Below are 14,729 nucleotides of genomic sequence, written 5' to 3' on the forward strand. Positions count from 1 at the left end.
CCCGGAGGTAGGCCGATGACCTTCACCAAGGACCCGGCCCGCGGCCTGGCCATCGGGGCGGGGGCGGTCATCATCGCCCTGACCGCGGCGGCGTTCTGGCTGTCCTACGCCCACCTTGCGGAGGTGGCGTTGGCGCACGGTCTCGGCGGTGCCGCCGAACGGGCGTGGGCATGGCCGGCCACTCTCGACCTGTTCATCGTCGCCGGGGAACTGCTGATGCTGCGGGCCGCGCTGGCGAAGCGGGTGGACTGGTGGGCGATCGGACTGACCACTGTCGGTTCGGTGGGCTCCATCGTCCTGAACGTGGCGGGGGTGTCGGGAACACGGGACCCTGCCACGGTGCCACTGCTGGACTACGTGGTCGCCGCCGTACCACCGGCGGCCGCACTCCTGGCGTTCGGTGCGTTGATGCGGCAGGTGCATCAGGCGCTTGCCGGTCACGCGGCACCCGTTGATGACCTTCGTGGTACCGCGGAAGTGACCACCGAGGTCCCGGCGGAGCCCATGTCGGAGTGCACCGTCGAGCGGCTGCCCGACCCGGTTGTGTCGGTCATTCCGACGCTTCCCGCGCTGCCGTCCCAGTCGCTTGTCTGGGACGACTTCACGACCAGCAAGGTGCCCGCGGCGGTACCGGCCGAGGCCCGGCGGGAGGTGGTCACCGAGGTGGTCACCCTCACCCCCACTGAACTGCGGCGACGGGCGCGCAGGCTCCACATGCAGGTGGTCAGCGAGGGGGGCCGGGGCGTGACCATCGATCAGTTGCGTGTGGCGTTCGGTCTCTCCCGCCGAGAGGCGACCGAGTTGCGCCGCGACGTCGTGGGGGGCCGGTCATGAGCGACGACATCAACAAGGCGTCCGCCGACGCGCTGGCCGCTGCCCGCCAGTCGGAGCAGTTCGCCATGATGCTCGCCGCGGTGGAGGCGGCCCGGGTGGCACAGCCGCCGGCCTGCCAGCACCCGGCGCCCGCCCCGAAGTCGAGCGCGGGGAAGTACGTGGCGATGGGTGCGGGGGCGTCGGTGTTCATGGTCGCCCTGGCCCTGTCCGCCGTAGCCGTGGCCATCTCGGCGGTGGCCTTGACCGTGTGCGTGCTGGTCCTGCGGTCGGTGTGGGCGGACATGCAGAAGGACCGCGACTGACAGTCCCTCCGTCCCCCGCGGCTTGTCCGCGGGGGTGCGGTGGGGCCGGACAGTCCGGACCCCTGCAGAAGGAGACCCCCATGGCGCAGGAGCAGAACGACTTCGCCCAGCGGATGCACGAGGCGTCGCAGGACGTCTACGCCCAGATCGTCCAGGGGAACGTCGGCGACGTCGAAGCCACCCTCATGGACGCCCACCTCAACGCGTCCGCCAACGACAAGTAGCCCACCTCGACCGTCACCACGAAAGGCACACCATGACCAGCGAGCAGTACCGCGAGAAGGCCGAAGAGCTGTTGACCAGCCGCCACTACCTCGACCTGCCGGACCGCCTTGTCGCCCAGGCGGACGTGTGGGCGCGGCTGGCCGTCGCCGCCGCGATCACCGAGACGAGCAAGGGGGTGCCCGCTGATGGCGAGTGACGGGCAGTTCCGGGGCGGAGACAAGGTGCTGATCGTGTCGTGTGAGGACGACCCGCGGGCCGCCGGAAAGACCGGCCGTGTCCTGGACGAGGTGCCGCCCGGCCCGCTCACCAACGGCCGGTGGACGGTCGACCGCATCAGTTGGCTGATCGCACCGGTCCTGTGCCACGCCCACGAACTGCGCAAGATCTGACCCCGGAAGGAACGACGCCGTGAGCTACCAGAAGCAGCCGGCCCCGCCCCTGACGCCTGGCGAGAAGGCGAAGGTCGCCTACTACGTGGCCCGGATGTGCAAGCGGGAGATCGCCGGGCCCGACGTCTATCAGGCCGACCTTGAACGGAAGGTCGAGCGCGTCCTCGACGGCGCCCGCAAGCGGGCCGAGAGGAACACCTAGCTGTGCCACGGGGCGGCCGTACCCGGCCAAGGATCACCGGCCGCCCCGTGCTCCCGGCGTAACGCAATCCGAAACGGAACACCGGAGATCACCATCATGACGGAAACCCTGGCAGGCCCGGTCAACGGGCACCCCACCACCAAGACGGACCTGCTGAAAGTCCCGGAGCCCACCCCGGCACCCGAGGCGGATCACTCTGCGGACACCCGCGAAGTGATCGAGGCGGTCGACCGCCCCGACAACCCCCTCGCGGACTGGCTGACGGTGCCGGACGTACCCGTACTTCCGGTGTGGGCCCAGTCCACGAAGTCCATCGTCGCCAACGTGAAGGCGTTCGCCCGCCTCACCTGGTGGCAGACCCGCTTCCACACCATCCGGGCCCCGAAGTACCTCGTGAAGACGGTGCTGCTGGCCGCCCGCGGGTTCTACCGGGCCACCCTCGGTATCTGGCCCACCCTGTCCGCGCAGGACCACACGGCCGCGGTGAAGGCGCTCCGTGCCCAGTGCAGGGCCCGGCCCGAGGACGTCGAGCTGGCCGTCCGGCTGCAAGCGGCGCACGCTGCCCGTACCGAGTCCCGTCGGTGGCGGTTCGGTGCCGCGGCCGTCGGTGTCGCCGCAGCTGCGACGGGGCTGCTCCTGGCCGACCCGCTGCTGCAGGCGGGCATGTCCGCCGCGGTGGTCGGCCCGCTCGCCTACCTGGGGCGCGGGAAGGAGACCCATCTCCTCGACCAGGGGGCGCCGCCGCTGAAGGTGGACATGTCCGCCCAGCAGCTCAACGACGCGCTGCGGGCGGCCGGCCTGCTGAAGGCGGGGAAGGGCGACGACGACGCCCCCAAGGTCACCTGCACCATGGGCCCGGTACGGGACGGGCGGGGGTGGGCGGTCATCTTCGACATGCCGCGCGGCGGCGGCAAGACCGCATCCGACGTGCTGGCGAAGCGGGAGGTCATCGCGCAGGAACTCGGGGTGGATGAGATCCAGGTCATCATGTCCCGCGTCCGCGCGTCCAAGGGCGGCAACGCCGGCCGGGTCAGCATGTGGGTGGCCGACGACGACCCCTACCTTGCGGAGCCGACCCCTTCGCCCCTGGCGACGCTGGACCGCTTCTCCATCTGGGACGCGGTCCCGTTCGGGCAGGATGCGCGCGGGAACCGGATCACCGTTCCGGTCATCTGGCAGTCGATGTTCTTCGGCGGACTGCCCCGCCGTGGCAAGACGTTCACCCAACGTCTGATGACGGCGGCCGGTCTCCTCGACCCGTGGGTACGGCACTACGTCGCCGACTTCAAGGGCGGCCAGGACTGGATGGGCATGCGGCACGTCGCCCACCGGCTCGTCCTCGGCGCCGAAGATGACGCGATCGAAGCGTTCAAGGCGATGCTGGCCGAACTCCTCGCCGAGATGGAACGGCGCTTCGCCCTGCTGCGGGGTCTGCCCACCTCCATCTGCCCGGAGGGCAAGCTCACCCCGGCGATCGTCGAGAAGTACCGGATGCCGTTCATCTTCGTCACCGTCGACGAGCTGCAGGAGGCGTTCCTCGCGGTCGACGACAAGGTCCGGGAACAGATCGTCGACGACCTGGCCCGCATCGCCCGCCGCGGCCCGGCCGCCGGGTTCATCAGCAACTACGCCAGTCAGCGGCCCGACGCCAAGAGCGTGCCCACGAAGCTGCGGGAGATCATCACCATCCGCTGCTGCACCCAGGTCACCGACAAGACGAGCTCGGACATGGTCCTCGGGTCGGGCAAGGCGGCCATGGGCGCGGATGCTTCCCTGCTGTCCGAGGACCACAAGGGGGTGACCGTCCTCGTCACCGGGCCCGCCTCGCACGCCACCGTCAAGAACGACCTGCTGACCACCGCCGAGTTCAACTCCCTGTGCCTCAAGGGCAGGCAGCTGCGCGAGGCGGTCGGGCAGATCAGCGGGGACGCGGCCGGGGACGTCACCGCGGCGGCCGGCCTGGCGGGTGTCACCATCGACCCGGTGTTGTCCGACGCGCTGGACGTGATGCGGCACTCCGACCGCATGCACTCCGTCGATCTCCTCGCCCGCCTGGTCAACCTCGACGAGGACCGGTACGGGGACTTCGACCTCGACCAACTGGCCGACGCGCTCACCGCGGCCGGCGTCGTCCGCACCACCAAGCAGATCAACATCAAGGGCAAGAACCTGGCCGGGTACCGGCGGGCCGACCTAGAGGCCGCCGTACCCGAGGAGCTGCTGTTGGCCGCACGGGAGGTAGAGGCCCCTCCCTCTACCCCGACCGCCGAATAGGCCCCGGGCGGGGGTACCGGATGGGTACCCCCGCCTAGCGGGGTCCCTCTACAGCCGTAGATCCCCCCGGTAGAGGCCCCTGGCCTGCGATGTAGACCCTCCTAGAGGGGTGTTGGGCGCTCGGCTGCAACTGCGGCCCGCGCGGGTTCCTGTACCGCAGGAACCCTTTCGGGGCATGTGATCACACACTCACGAGGAGTAGCGTTGACGGACCATCAAGGCACGACCGGAGGAGAACCGGTGAAGCCCAACCGCAAGGAAGCCGCGGAGCTTGTACGCGGCACGCGAGACCCATCGAAGGCGGGCCTATGGCGGGCCGCCCCCAACGAATCGCTCAGTGAGCACATCGAGCAGCTGATCCGGCTGGAGCGTGCAGCCGACAAGATCGAAGCGTGGCATCCGACCCTCATCCCGGGAATGCTGCAGACCTACCAGTACGCCGTGGAAGCCATCCAGGCGACAACTCCCGCCCTGCCCGCAGAGGATGTCGCGGAGCGCGCAGACCTGCGTCAGAAGCGCATCGACGCACTCGGGTACACGGCGGACCGCCGGGCGTGGTTCATCATCGACGAACAGGTACTGCGGCGGCCGGTCGGAAGCCGGGCGGTCCTCGTCGAGCAGCTGGAGCACCTGTTGAATGTCATCGCCCTGCGGCCGTCCGTCACGGTGCAGGTGCTGCCGCTCAGCAGTTCCGGACACCCCGGCGTGGCGGGGGCGTTCACCTCGTACCGCATCGGCCCGCAGCGGGTCGTGTTCACGGAGACCCTGACCGGCTCCGTGATCTCGACGCGGCCGGAAGACGTAGCCGCCTACTCCACCTCCTACGATCACTTGCAAGCGGCTGCGGCCAGTCCGGCCGAGTCGCTGAAGATGATCGACTCAGCGAGGAGAACGCTGTGCATGGAGCTGGACAAGATGGCTTGGTCTGGGTGAAGTCGACGTACACGGACAGCGGTAGCTGCGTCGAGTGGGCGCGGCCCGCCGACGGTGTGCTGGTGCGGGACTCTAAGCGGCCAGCCGGCGCGCGGATACCGCTCCGGCCGGACGCGTGGTCGGCGCTCGTCGACTGGGCCAAGACGCACGAGGTGTAGCGCACGAGGAAGCCCCGCCGCAGGAGAATTGCGGCGGGGCTTCCGTGCGTCCGGACCCCTCCATCATGCACGCCCTATGGGTCAGCCGCCTCCCCCCGGGGGCTTCCGTGCGTGGGGGACTAGGCGGCCATGTCGACTTCGACGATCGCGGACGGCCGCAGGATCTCGAGACCGAACCGGCCCTCGAAGCGGAAGCGCAGCATGTTCCGCTCGAAGTCGGAGGCGCCCTGTCCGGCGCCCAGCGCGTTCGGGTCGTACATGTTCTCCGACCAGTCCAGAACACCGTCCTGGCGGACCTGCAGACGCATCTGCGAGAAGTCCGCCAGGTGCGCCGTGCCGGTCGTGGCAGCGTCCGAGACGACGACGGGCACCGACCACAGCCGGCGGGAAGACGCGTTCACCGCGGCCTGCGGGCCCCCGTAGTAGAACTGCCCCTCGTTGTCCGCGAGGAGTTCGATGGTCTCCCAGTCCTCCGGGGTCATCACCCAGCCCGCACGGGCCAGGTAACCCCACCGCTCCAGCTTCGTGACCGCCTTGCGGGTCGTCGTCAGCACGTTGGACGAGAACGCCTGCACCTGGGCGCCGGACACGTTCGCCATGCCGGTGAAGTGCTCCCCGGTCCCGTCGCCCGACAGGATCTCCCGCTCAAGGGCGACGTCGAGCCCGAGGCGCATCTCCTGGTCGATGAACGTCCGCAGCAGCCCGATGTCGTCGAGATCCTGCTTGGCGATCGGCTCCGACAGGTGCGCGATCGTCCGCACCCGGTCGTCGACCCGCGCCAGGGTGTAGAGGGACGTCGGCTTCTTCGCCCCGTGCGCGACCACGGCCGCGTTGTTCGTCCGCACCGTCTGCCGCAGGTACGCGAACCGGCCCGTCGTGTTGCGCACATTCGGCATGAGCTGGCGCAGCGACAACACCGGAATGTCGGAGCGGACCGGCTCGGGGTCCAGCGGGACGTCGACGGCGACCGTGCCGTTCGCGAGAACCCCCTTGTACCCCTGCGGGCCGCCGAGACCGGCAACCACCTGCGCGCCCCACTTCGTACCGCCGGACGCCTTCACCCGCGGGTGCACGTCATCACGCGCGGCCGGACCGTCCCCGGAGACCCCGTTGCCGAGATCCTGCAGCGCCTGGCGCATGGTTGCCTTCGCCTCCGGGGTCTCCACCCTCCGGCCACCCGCCGCCGCGTGCGCCTCCTTCGACTCCGCGGGCACGTGCTCCGTCTTCGCGGCCGGCGGCTGCGCGGCCTTCAGCAGCTCCGCCAGTTCGGCGACCTGAGCCTTGAGCGCCGTCATGTCCTCGGTGTGCGTCATGTCCTGCTCCAGTTCTTCCTCGGTGACCCCCTCGTCGAGAGCCTGCTTACGTGCCTGTGCTGCCTCACTGCGCGCCTTCGACGCCGCCGTATACGCCGCGTCCACGGCATCCATGCCCTTGGCCTGCTGCAGCCGCTCCAGGGCCGTTGCAGCCCGGTCCCTGGCTTCTCGGTAGGCAGCCACGGGGGCCGACTTCACGTCGTCGGTACGGGTGTCTTGGTTCGCACCGACGATGCACGGCGACACCTCGTGCAGCTTGAGCTGGCGCAGCTCGTAAAACCCGCCGCGCGCACTCGACTTGGAGTCGACGAACCCGCCCTCTTCGACGTCGTAGGCGAATGACCAGTTCTTGATCCTCCGGCCCTTCAGCAGCCGGTACACCTGCGCCCCGTTGGCGCTGTCGAGATCGAGCTGAGCCGTCACCTGAAGACCCTCGTCGGTCTCCTCCGCCTTCGTGACGTGGCCGACGACCATGTTCGGATCGTCCATCCGGTGCGACCACAGGACCGGGATGGAATCGCCCGACGCCTGCCAGTCCGCGAGGGTTTTCGTGAACGCCCCCGGGGCGACCACGTCACCCATCGAGTCCTCACTGCCGAACACCGACACCAGGGCCGTCACGGTGCCCTTGTCGCCCTGCTGCTCCGCCGTCTTGATGACGGCCCGAGCCTCCTTCACTTTCATACGCTGCCCTTGCCGCGGGCCGGCGTCCCAGGACGTCACGGCCCGCTGATTCAGGTGGGATGCACGGCCCCGGAGGCATGGCCTACGACAGGGGCGTGCGGAAGGGAATCGCTGGCGGTCAACTAGCGGGCCCAATGCGGGCTGGCTGTGACGGCCGCAGAGATGGCGGCGGGCCCTCGGCGCGGCGGGCAGATGCCTACGCGACGCCGAAAAGCTGGCCTGATCACATGCTAAGCCACAACACCGACAACGCGGGAGATCTCAACACCCCCCATGTACCAGGTCACTTCGTAGTGGGCGCACTCGCACTTGAGCCACACCAGGCGCCGCACACCCATACCGTCCGGCTCGACGAACCAGTGCGCCCCCGCCCCGTCGAGCAGTTGCCCCTGCCCGGCGTGCGCCACCCACGGCTCCGGCAGCGGCACCTCGGCGGGCATCTCCTCAAGCACCGAGGCGGCCAGCCGCACGGCTTGGCCCTCACTGCCATCCGCCACGCGCATCCTCACAGGTCCCACCCCGTTCCGCCCCGGGTCCAGCGCCGAACCACGTCGTCCGAGCGCCACAGTGCGCCAGCCGCTGCCCATGCCCGGTCGTCCCACTCCGCGGCCGTCTCCAGGTCCGTCTCGACGTGCTCCTCCCAGTCACGCGTCCGCCAGCTGTAGCCGCGCGGCACGCGCACGCGAACGGGGGCTTCCTCGTCTTCCATCTCTGTCCTCCTACGCAAAAGGATTGTCGTCGTCGTTGGGTTCGCCCTGATCGGCCAGCCCGATACGCACGCGGGCATCCGTGGTCAGCCCCAGCTCGCGGGCCCAATACCGGAACTGCTGTGACGCCTCCCGCATCGCCACCGATGCCGGGTTCTTCACCATGCGGCCCCGGTCCATGTCGGAACGGCCCTCCACGACCGGGCCGCGCGTCATCAAGTCACGTTGAGCCGCCGCGAACGCCGACCACCAGCAGCAGTAAGCGATGACCGCCTCCCGCTCACCCTCGCGGAAGCGCGTCGCCTGCTGGGCGAAGCGTTCGGCCAGGTCGTCCCACAGCGCCAGGCCGTCGGCGTCGAGAAGGTCCGGGCGGGCGGACCAGTCGAGCCCCAGGCCGCCGATCTCGGCATCCTTCGCCACCGCCAGGGCGGTTTTGGGGGGCAGGATCTTCAACCCGGCAGGGATGTTCAGGGCGTTGTTCGTGCGTCGTGCAGGCATGTGCAGCCTCTCCAAAAGTGGTTCTGAAGCCGGGCGATACGTTTTTCACTGCCGCCGACGGTCCCGGTGGCGATCACTCCAGCGATTCCGACTCCCCTTCCCCCCTGCCGGTCACGACGTCGCCGCTCGTCGCGCTCGTCGCCGTTCGTTCCCGCGGGCGGTCTCGCGCTTGGACTTCTCGGCGTGGCAGGGGTGGGCGTGGATCAGCCCGAGGTTGCCCATGTCGGTGATGGCGCCGCCCTCGGCGACGGGTACGAGGTGGTCGAGCTGCAGGGTCTCGCCGTCGTCGGGTTCGCCGCCGCAGACGTAGCAGGTGTTGTTGTCGCGCTTGCCGACGCGCTTCTTCAGTGCGCGCCAACTGCCCGAGCTGATGCCGTAGCGCTCGCGCACGCTCGCCCTGTTGCCCCATGCGATGGGCTTGTGCTCGTCGCAGCGTCCGCGTGTGGTGGCGATGTTGTGGCACGTCGGGTCGGTGCATCGGGTTGGTGGTGCGGTGGGCATTGGTGTCTCCTCTCGGTGGTGATCAGAAGGCTGTGATGTGCGCCGCCGGCCGAAGTGTTTCCGGCCGGTCGGGCTTGGTGCCGAGGGTGAGGCCCAGCCCCCTCCCTCTTCTGGTAGGGGGCTGGGACGGTGGGGGCGGTCCCTGTGGCCGCCCCCGTGGGGGCACTCGGGGGCGGTCGGGGGACGGTGGGGCCATTCACGCTGACTCCTCAATGCCAGGGAGGGCGGCCGTGGCGGTGTACCAACCGCGCTTGATCTTGGTCAGGCGGCCGGACTCTTCGAGACGGCCGAGGTACTGGTACGCGTCCTTGCCGAACTTCTCGGCGACGACCCCGGCCCGCACCGGCTCCGGTCCCTGCTCGCGCACGAACTTGAGGATGTTCACCGACTGGTCACCGAGACCCGCCGCGTCCTCCCGGGACTGGGCAGTCTCCGCGGCAGACGACAGGTCGATTCCGTCGAGAGTCCACAGGCCCGAGTCCATGACGAGCGCGTACTCCGACTCGACCACGTCCCGGCCGGTCACCATCAGGACCGCCTCGGTCGCCTGCCGCTTGCGGGCCAGGACGACGATGGTGTCCGCCGCACCGGCCAGGCCGTGCGTGCCCGACACCGAGTCGACGAAGTCCTCCGACGCCGCCTTGCGGTCATGGTGCAACGCACTGATGGCCAGGCCGGGGTGCGCGTCGGCCACCCGCTTCAGCGCACCGGCCACCCGGTAGTCCCGCTGGTACGCGGACTCACCCGGCGCCGTCGGAGGCATGACCTTGCCGAGGGTGTCGATGATGATGAGCGCCGTGTCCGGGTGGCGTCGCATGAACGCCTCAAGCGTGTGCACGATGAAGCCGGGCCGGATGTCGGTCATGTAGTGGAAGAGATCCGGGATCGGGGCGTCACCGAGGAGCGTCCGGCACCGGTCCTGCATGCGCCGGTCGCCGTCCTCCAGGGCCAGGTACAGGACCCTGCGCTTGCCCTCCATGGCGATCTTCCCGACCGCGTTCCGTGCTCCCGAGATGGCAAGCAGGAAGTCCAGAGCAAGCCAGCTCTTGCCTGCCTTCGGGGGGCCGATGAGGAGAGAGAACCCTTCCGGCAGCAACCCCGGGATGGCGTACTGCAGCTCGGGGAACTCCTGCCGGTCCAGCCACGACCCGTCACGGATCGAGTCCAGGAGCTTGCGGTCGAACTCTTCAGCTTCCGCCTTCTCACGGTCGCCGTCAGAACCGTCAGAAGTGTCAGAAGGCATAGGTTCGTCTTCCCAATCTGACGGTTCTGACGGTTCTGACACGAGTGCGAGAGAGCCGGACGAGGTAGTCATGCGACCGCCCCCGCCCTGCGCGCCGACGCGATGGTCCTGCGTGCTTCGGCCTCAGCCAGCCCCGCAGAGACGGCCGCGTCGACGAGAACGCGCTCAACGTCGGCGGGCGCCATATGCCCGTCCTCCACATGAGCCCACGCCTTCGCCGCAGCCCAGAACAGCCGGTCGTTCCGGGTCCCCTGGGCCGCCTGCTGGACGACCCGCACGAGCCCGCTCAGGGCTGCCTCGGCCTTGTCCCCGGTCGGTTCGTACCGGCGGGCCGGACGGACGACGACGGGGGGCAGCATGAGCTTCAGCAGCTCCTCGGGGACCGGCTGCACTTCGACTTGGCCGAGGCGGGGGTGAAGCCCGTAGTCCCCGGCCCGTCCGATGCTGCCGGGGCCGACGAGGTACCCACCCGTTCCCCGGATGTCGATGCCGGGCCCGAGGCGGCCGGCCGAGTTCGGCACGGTCACTCCGCCAGGGATGGACAGCCAGAGGTGGAACCCTCCGGACGGGGTGCAGATGGTCATGGTGCGCGGGATGTCGAAGCCGTGCGTCGTGGCCAACTGGCGGAGGGTGGCGCAGCCGTCGACCCCGTTCTTGCGGTCGATGTCGAGCCCGACCATCCGGCCGCCGCACGCGATGCCGTACCCGGTCGCGCGGGGGGCCAGGTCAAAAAGACGACGGGCATAGGCGGGGACGGTGGTTGCGTCGTGGACGCCGTGTCCCGGCTGACCGCACTGCCCCTTGCAGTTGTGCCCCTGCTCGTGTGGGGACTTGATGGCCGGGCGCTTCTTGATGCCGAGGGGGAAGACCGCGTACCCCTGCTCGATGGCATACAGGGCGCTGTGGAGAGCGCGCTCCCAGTTGGTCATGCGGCCCTCCGGAGCTTGGCTTTCGGCTGCAGGAGGTACCGGGCGCCACAGGGGCCGGTCTTCTTGCCGAGGCTGATGTGCCGGTGCCAGTTGTGGCACTGCGGGCAACGTGCGGCGTACTCCACACGGCCCGCGGTGATGACGATGACGGGGCGGGCGATCGGCGTTACAGTGGCAGCGAGCTTGTCGCCCGCCGCGAAGAAGCTTTCCTGAGACCCGGCAGTGTGGAGCTGTCGGGTCTCTTTGCGCGTGGTCATGCCGCCCCCTGCTCCTCTCCGGATAGCACGCGCACGAGGTCGGCAGTGATGACGACGTGGCGAGTGCCGAACGGGATGGTCTTGACGGGGCTGTTGCCCTGCTTGATGCGCTCGTGCAGGTGGCTCTTGCTGCAACCAAGTGCCTGGGCGGCCTGGCCGACGTTCACCGTTGCCGGCCACTTGCGGATGTCGGCCAGCGTGGGCTGAGACGTTCGGGTCATGCGGCTGCCCCCTGGTCACCTCGGCGGGTGTACGCCTCAACGACGCTGCGGCGGTACCGCACGGGAGCGTTCGGGGTTTCGGAGAGCTTGAGGAACTGTGGCCCAACACCCTTGGCGCGCCAGTTGGCCAGGGTTCCGACAGAGACACGCAGCAGCGATGCCACCTCGGCGGGCTTAAGCAGATCGGACTTCATCCCAACTCCTTCGAGATAATCTCGATGAAGACTTGCGTCATCGCGTGAATTGCGGTGATGATGGCGAGAGTAGACGGAGCAGGATGTTTCTGCAAGAAGTCGAGGATCTTCGAGAAGATCGCGATGGCTACCATCGAGATCATGACGACAGGACGTATCGAGTTGAGTGCCAGTGGACGAACCGTCGCCGCGAACGTGGCGCGGCTACGAGCGGATCGGGGATGGAGCCTTCGCAAGCTCTCCGAAGCGCTGGCCGAGGCCGGCCGCGGGTTGAGCCAGGATGCGATCAACAAGATCGAGAATGGGGCCAAGCTCGATGACCCCAAGTACGCGGGTAAGCCCCCGCAGATTCGGCGCGTGGACGTCGACGACCTCATGGCGCTATCGGTCGCGCTTGGGGTATCTCCGGCCACGCTGCTGCTGCCGCACGACGCCCGCGGCGTCGCTGGCGTGACGGGAGTTGGGGAGGTGGACGCGCGCTTGGCCTGGCAGTGGATGTTCTGCCACGAGCCGCTGACCCTCCCCGCCGACGAGGCGGAAGCTGATCGGGCCGTCACGCGCTTCATGCTGGACTCGCGCCCCATCGGCCTCTTCGCCTCCGAAGGAGACGACCGAATCCCCAGCATGATCAGAGAGAGGCAGGGTGGCGATGGCTGAGCCGAAGCGGATCGTCCTGCAGGACGGTTCGGTGCGTTACCGCACCGTGGTCGACGCCGGCCGCGACGAGACCGGCAAGCGGGTCCAGATCACCATCACCAAGGACACCAAGGCCGAGGTCAAGAACGAGCGGGCGCGCATCCTGACGGAGCGGCAAGCCGGAACCCTGATCGTCCCCAGCAAGATGACCGTGGGGGAGTGGCTGGACCGGTGGCTGGAGTACAAGCGGCGCGACGTCGAAGAGACGACGATCCGCACGTACCGGCTCGCCCTGGTGCACGTCTATGACCGCCTCGGGCACGTCCGCCTGCAAGAGCTCGACGAGGACCAGGTGCGCGACTTCATCGACGCCCTGGTCGCCGGCGGGCGCCGCAAGGGCGGAGAGGCCGGTACCCGGCTGGCGGTGTCGACCGTCGAAGGCATCCTGACCCGGCTGCGCGAGGCCCTGGAGCGCGCGGTCAATAGGAAGCTGATCGCGGTGAACCCGGCCAAGTCGGTGCGGGTGTCCCTGGCCGACCGGAAGACCGACAAGCGGGAACGCGAGCGCCCTAAGCCGTGGACGGTCGACGAGGTGCAGGCGTTCATCAAGGGCATCGAGCCTGACCGGCTGTACGCGCCGCTGCTGCTGTCGTTGATGGGGTTGCGGCCGGCGGAGGTGTGCGGTCAGCGCTGGTCGGACATCGACCTGCAGTTGGGCACGCTGGAGATGGCCAACACCCGCACGATGATCGGTAACGCCCGGGTGCACGAGAAGGACGCGAAGACGGCCGCGGGGGAACGCATCCTGCCGCTCCCGTCGAAGGCGCTCGACGCGCTGAAGCGGTTCCGTGCCCAGCAGGCCCGGGAGCGGCTGGCCGCGGGGGAGGGGTACACCGATACGGGGTACGTCGCCGTCAATGAACTTGGTCTCTCACTGAACACGCGGCACCTTCGGGAGCACGCCTACCGCGAGATGACCCGCCTGGGACTGCGGCAGGTTCGCCTGTACGACGCCCGGCACTCCTGCTTGACCTACCTGGCGGTGAACGGCGTCCCGGACGTCGTGCTGGCCGCCTGGGCGGGTCACACGAACGCTTCGTTCACGAAGCGTAAGTACGTCCACGTCGCTCCGGAGGACATGCGGGCCGCCGCGGCGGCGTGGGACACCTTCCATGGAGGTGATCCAAAAGCCGCTACGTGAGAAATTGTGAGAGATGATCTCCGATAGGCCATCTCTTTAGGCTTCTGACCAGCAGGAACCCTGAACGACGCAGAACAGTGAACAGATTCTACTGGCGGTTCGTGCAGGCCAGGGCCGCGGGGCGGTTCGTGCGTTGCTACGAGAGCAGGGGCGTGCGCCGCGGGTCCATGTCGGGAGCGGGGGCGTGCGTGCCGGGCGCGGGCGGCGCGACCCGGGTCAGCGGACCGGCCCCTCCTCCGTCACCTCGCGCATGCTCTCGTACGGCAGCAGCTCGGGGCGCTTCGCCGGGCGGCCGTCCCCCGACGAGCGGCCCGTGAGCCTGCGTCCGATCCACGGCACCAGGTGCTCGCGCGCGAACTGCGCGTCGCTCACCCGGCGCGCGAGCCACCTCGGCGGGACGGCGGCGGGCAGCGGGCACAGCCAGTCGTCCTCCGCCGTCAGGCCGAGCGCCTGCCAGACCGCCTCGGCGACCCGGCGGTGCCCCTCGGCGGTGAGGTGGAGGCGGTCCACGTCCCACATCCGCTGGTCGCCGAGTACGGCCGCCCCGTACAGGTCGACGACGATCGCGTCGTGCTTCGCGGCGAGCTCCTCGACGACCGCGAACAGCTCCTCCACCCGGGGGCGGAACCGTTCGAAGACCGGCCCCCGGCGGCCCGGGCTGCGCATCAGCACGAGCTGCCGGCACGAAGGGGCCAGGGTCTCGACGGCCTCGGTCAGCTTCGCGCGGACGTGGCCCATGTCGACCTTGGGGCGCAGGGTGTCGTTCAGGCCGCCCACCAGCGTCACCACGTCCGCCTTCATCGCTGCGGCGAGCGGCGCCTGCTCGTCGGCGATCTGGCCGATCAGCTTGCCGCGCACGGCCAGGTTCGCGTACCGGAAGCCGGGCGTGCGCGCGGCCATCCGGGCGGCCAGCAGATCGGCCCAGCCGCGGTAGGAACCGTCGGGCAGGAGGTCGGACATTCCCTCGGTGAAGGAGTCGCCGACCGCGACAAGACTGGTGTAGGTGGCATTCATTTCCATGGCGGAGC

Annotated in this window: 22 protein-coding genes; 11 read left to right on the top strand and 11 right to left on the bottom strand. The window is 69.2% G+C overall.

Annotated features, from left to right (window positions below; translation table 11 throughout):
• The first annotated feature begins 15 nt into the window (after positions 1 to 15).
• The 9 genes from ACIP93_RS29615 to ACIP93_RS29655 all read left to right on the top strand — a co-directional run bounded on the left by ACIP93_RS29615 (position 16) and on the right by ACIP93_RS29655 (position 5,317).
• The gene (locus ACIP93_RS29615; RefSeq protein ID WP_401763506.1) at positions 16 to 834 is read left to right on the top strand and encodes a DUF2637 domain-containing protein; all 819 of its coding nucleotides are present in this window, start codon (positions 16 to 18) and stop codon (positions 832 to 834) included.
• Entirely contained in the window at positions 831 to 1,136 is a 306-nt protein-coding gene (locus tag ACIP93_RS29620; RefSeq protein ID WP_401763509.1) for a hypothetical protein, read from the top strand. Before ACIP93_RS29615 ends, ACIP93_RS29620 begins: the two co-directional genes overlap by 4 nt.
• Positions 1,137 to 1,216: 80 nt before the next feature.
• Positions 1,217 to 1,360 carry a hypothetical protein gene (locus ACIP93_RS29625; RefSeq protein WP_401763512.1) on the top strand — a complete coding sequence of 48 codons (144 nt, stop codon included), beginning with the start codon at positions 1,217 to 1,219 and terminating at the stop codon, positions 1,358 to 1,360.
• Positions 1,361 to 1,392: 32 nt separating this feature from the next.
• Entirely contained in the window at positions 1,393 to 1,557 is a 165-nt protein-coding gene (locus ACIP93_RS29630; protein WP_401763514.1) for a hypothetical protein, read from the top strand.
• The gene (locus ACIP93_RS29635; RefSeq protein WP_401763517.1) at positions 1,547 to 1,750 is read left to right on the top strand and encodes a hypothetical protein; all 204 of its coding nucleotides are present in this window, start codon (positions 1,547 to 1,549) and stop codon (positions 1,748 to 1,750) included. The genes ACIP93_RS29630 and ACIP93_RS29635 overlap by 11 nt, the downstream gene beginning before the upstream one ends.
• A gap of 19 nt (positions 1,751 to 1,769) precedes the next feature.
• The gene (locus ACIP93_RS29640) at positions 1,770 to 1,952 is read left to right on the top strand and encodes a DUF6257 family protein (protein WP_401763520.1); all 183 of its coding nucleotides are present in this window, start codon (positions 1,770 to 1,772) and stop codon (positions 1,950 to 1,952) included.
• Between the two features lie 96 nt (positions 1,953 to 2,048).
• Positions 2,049 to 4,226, top strand: a complete 2,178-nt coding sequence (locus ACIP93_RS29645; RefSeq protein WP_401763523.1) for a cell division protein FtsK — start codon at positions 2,049 to 2,051, stop codon at positions 4,224 to 4,226.
• 240 nt (positions 4,227 to 4,466) lie between these two features.
• The gene (locus ACIP93_RS29650) at positions 4,467 to 5,159 is read left to right on the top strand and encodes a DUF5753 domain-containing protein (RefSeq protein ID WP_401763526.1); all 693 of its coding nucleotides are present in this window, start codon (positions 4,467 to 4,469) and stop codon (positions 5,157 to 5,159) included.
• Complete coding sequence (locus ACIP93_RS29655; protein ID WP_401763528.1) at positions 5,156 to 5,317, top strand: DUF397 domain-containing protein; 162 nt, start codon at positions 5,156 to 5,158, stop codon at positions 5,315 to 5,317. Before ACIP93_RS29650 ends, ACIP93_RS29655 begins: the two co-directional genes overlap by 4 nt.
• Positions 5,318 to 5,436: 119 nt before the next feature.
• Here the strand turns inward: ACIP93_RS29655 and ACIP93_RS29660 are convergent, their stop codons facing one another.
• The 10 genes from ACIP93_RS29660 to ACIP93_RS29705 form a co-directional block, all read right to left on the bottom strand.
• Complete coding sequence (locus tag ACIP93_RS29660; RefSeq protein WP_401763530.1) at positions 5,437 to 7,308, bottom strand: HK97 family phage prohead protease; 1,872 nt, start codon at positions 7,306 to 7,308, stop codon at positions 5,437 to 5,439.
• Between the two features lie 236 nt (positions 7,309 to 7,544).
• Positions 7,545 to 7,811 (bottom strand): hypothetical protein, encoded by a 267-nt coding sequence (locus ACIP93_RS29665; RefSeq protein WP_401763532.1) that lies wholly within the window; start codon positions 7,809 to 7,811, stop codon positions 7,545 to 7,547.
• Positions 7,812 to 7,819: 8 nt separating this feature from the next.
• Positions 7,820 to 8,023, bottom strand: coding sequence for a hypothetical protein (locus ACIP93_RS29670; RefSeq protein WP_401763534.1), 204 nt, complete (start codon positions 8,021 to 8,023; stop codon positions 7,820 to 7,822).
• A 10-nt stretch (positions 8,024 to 8,033) separates the two neighbouring features.
• The gene (locus tag ACIP93_RS29675) at positions 8,034 to 8,519 is read right to left on the bottom strand and encodes a phage terminase small subunit P27 family (RefSeq protein ID WP_401763537.1); all 486 of its coding nucleotides are present in this window, start codon (positions 8,517 to 8,519) and stop codon (positions 8,034 to 8,036) included.
• A 111-nt stretch (positions 8,520 to 8,630) separates the two neighbouring features.
• Positions 8,631 to 9,020 (bottom strand): HNH endonuclease, encoded by a 390-nt coding sequence (locus ACIP93_RS29680; RefSeq protein ID WP_401763540.1) that lies wholly within the window; start codon positions 9,018 to 9,020, stop codon positions 8,631 to 8,633.
• A gap of 196 nt (positions 9,021 to 9,216) precedes the next feature.
• Positions 9,217 to 10,263, bottom strand: coding sequence for an AAA family ATPase (locus ACIP93_RS29685; protein ID WP_401763543.1), 1,047 nt, complete (start codon positions 10,261 to 10,263; stop codon positions 9,217 to 9,219).
• Between the two features lie 68 nt (positions 10,264 to 10,331).
• Complete coding sequence (locus ACIP93_RS29690; protein WP_401763546.1) at positions 10,332 to 11,192, bottom strand: bifunctional DNA primase/polymerase; 861 nt, start codon at positions 11,190 to 11,192, stop codon at positions 10,332 to 10,334.
• A complete protein-coding gene (locus tag ACIP93_RS29695) occupies positions 11,189 to 11,449 on the bottom strand; it encodes a hypothetical protein (protein WP_401763549.1) in 261 nt (86 codons plus the stop codon). The genes ACIP93_RS29690 and ACIP93_RS29695 overlap by 4 nt, the downstream gene beginning before the upstream one ends.
• Positions 11,446 to 11,670: a DNA-binding protein gene (locus ACIP93_RS29700; protein ID WP_401763552.1), complete on the bottom strand. Its 225-nt coding sequence runs from the start codon at positions 11,668 to 11,670 to the stop codon at positions 11,446 to 11,448. The genes ACIP93_RS29695 and ACIP93_RS29700 overlap by 4 nt, the downstream gene beginning before the upstream one ends.
• Positions 11,667 to 11,864: a helix-turn-helix transcriptional regulator gene (locus ACIP93_RS29705; protein ID WP_401763555.1), complete on the bottom strand. Its 198-nt coding sequence runs from the start codon at positions 11,862 to 11,864 to the stop codon at positions 11,667 to 11,669. The genes ACIP93_RS29700 and ACIP93_RS29705 overlap by 4 nt, the downstream gene beginning before the upstream one ends.
• 123 nt (positions 11,865 to 11,987) lie before the next feature.
• Between ACIP93_RS29705 and ACIP93_RS29710 the strand changes: the two genes are divergently transcribed.
• Both ACIP93_RS29710 and xerC read left to right on the top strand, forming a co-directional pair.
• On the top strand, positions 11,988 to 12,521 hold the full coding sequence (locus ACIP93_RS29710) for a helix-turn-helix domain-containing protein (RefSeq protein ID WP_401763558.1): 534 nt from the start codon (positions 11,988 to 11,990) through the stop codon (positions 12,519 to 12,521).
• Complete coding sequence (gene xerC, locus ACIP93_RS29715) at positions 12,514 to 13,701, top strand: tyrosine recombinase XerC (protein WP_401763561.1); 1,188 nt, start codon at positions 12,514 to 12,516, stop codon at positions 13,699 to 13,701. Before ACIP93_RS29710 ends, xerC begins: the two co-directional genes overlap by 8 nt.
• 216 nt (positions 13,702 to 13,917) lie before the next feature.
• On the opposite strand, the gene ACIP93_RS29720 is transcribed toward xerC, so the two are convergent.
• Positions 13,918 to 14,721, bottom strand: coding sequence for an SGNH/GDSL hydrolase family protein (locus tag ACIP93_RS29720; protein ID WP_401763564.1), 804 nt, complete (start codon positions 14,719 to 14,721; stop codon positions 13,918 to 13,920).
• Positions 14,722 to 14,729 lie beyond the last annotated feature (8 nt).

Source organism: Streptomyces sp. NPDC088745, assembly GCF_044751045.1.
Classification (GTDB): domain Bacteria; phylum Actinomycetota; class Actinomycetes; order Streptomycetales; family Streptomycetaceae; genus Streptomyces; species Streptomyces cremeus.

What these genes read in the sequence shown, in the direction of transcription:
- ACIP93_RS29615 (WP_401763506.1), top strand. Translation starts at nt 16, where the DNA reads ATGACCTTCACCAAGGACCCGGCCCGCGGCCTGGCCATCGGGGCGGGG.
- ACIP93_RS29620 (WP_401763509.1), top strand. Translation starts at nt 831, where the DNA reads ATGAGCGACGACATCAACAAGGCGTCCGCCGACGCGCTGGCCGCTGCC.
- ACIP93_RS29625 (WP_401763512.1), top strand. Translation starts at nt 1,217, where the DNA reads ATGGCGCAGGAGCAGAACGACTTCGCCCAGCGGATGCACGAGGCGTCG.
- ACIP93_RS29630 (WP_401763514.1), top strand. Translation starts at nt 1,393, where the DNA reads ATGACCAGCGAGCAGTACCGCGAGAAGGCCGAAGAGCTGTTGACCAGC.
- ACIP93_RS29635 (WP_401763517.1), top strand. Translation starts at nt 1,547, where the DNA reads ATGGCGAGTGACGGGCAGTTCCGGGGCGGAGACAAGGTGCTGATCGTG.
- ACIP93_RS29645 (WP_401763523.1), top strand. Translation starts at nt 2,049, where the DNA reads ATGACGGAAACCCTGGCAGGCCCGGTCAACGGGCACCCCACCACCAAG.
- ACIP93_RS29670 (WP_401763534.1), bottom strand. Translation starts at nt 8,023, where the DNA reads ATGGAAGACGAGGAAGCCCCCGTTCGCGTGCGCGTGCCGCGCGGCTAC.
- ACIP93_RS29675 (WP_401763537.1), bottom strand. Translation starts at nt 8,519, where the DNA reads ATGCCTGCACGACGCACGAACAACGCCCTGAACATCCCTGCCGGGTTG.
- ACIP93_RS29680 (WP_401763540.1), bottom strand. Translation starts at nt 9,020, where the DNA reads ATGCCCACCGCACCACCAACCCGATGCACCGACCCGACGTGCCACAAC.
- ACIP93_RS29685 (WP_401763543.1), bottom strand. Translation starts at nt 10,263, where the DNA reads ATGCCTTCTGACACTTCTGACGGTTCTGACGGCGACCGTGAGAAGGCG.
- ACIP93_RS29690 (WP_401763546.1), bottom strand. Translation starts at nt 11,192, where the DNA reads ATGACCAACTGGGAGCGCGCTCTCCACAGCGCCCTGTATGCCATCGAG.
- ACIP93_RS29695 (WP_401763549.1), bottom strand. Translation starts at nt 11,449, where the DNA reads ATGACCACGCGCAAAGAGACCCGACAGCTCCACACTGCCGGGTCTCAG.
- ACIP93_RS29700 (WP_401763552.1), bottom strand. Translation starts at nt 11,670, where the DNA reads ATGACCCGAACGTCTCAGCCCACGCTGGCCGACATCCGCAAGTGGCCG.
- ACIP93_RS29705 (WP_401763555.1), bottom strand. Translation starts at nt 11,864, where the DNA reads ATGAAGTCCGATCTGCTTAAGCCCGCCGAGGTGGCATCGCTGCTGCGT.
- ACIP93_RS29710 (WP_401763558.1), top strand. Translation starts at nt 11,988, where the DNA reads ATGGCTACCATCGAGATCATGACGACAGGACGTATCGAGTTGAGTGCC.
- xerC (WP_401763561.1), top strand. Translation starts at nt 12,514, where the DNA reads ATGGCTGAGCCGAAGCGGATCGTCCTGCAGGACGGTTCGGTGCGTTAC.
- ACIP93_RS29720 (WP_401763564.1), bottom strand. Translation starts at nt 14,721, where the DNA reads ATGGAAATGAATGCCACCTACACCAGTCTTGTCGCGGTCGGCGACTCC.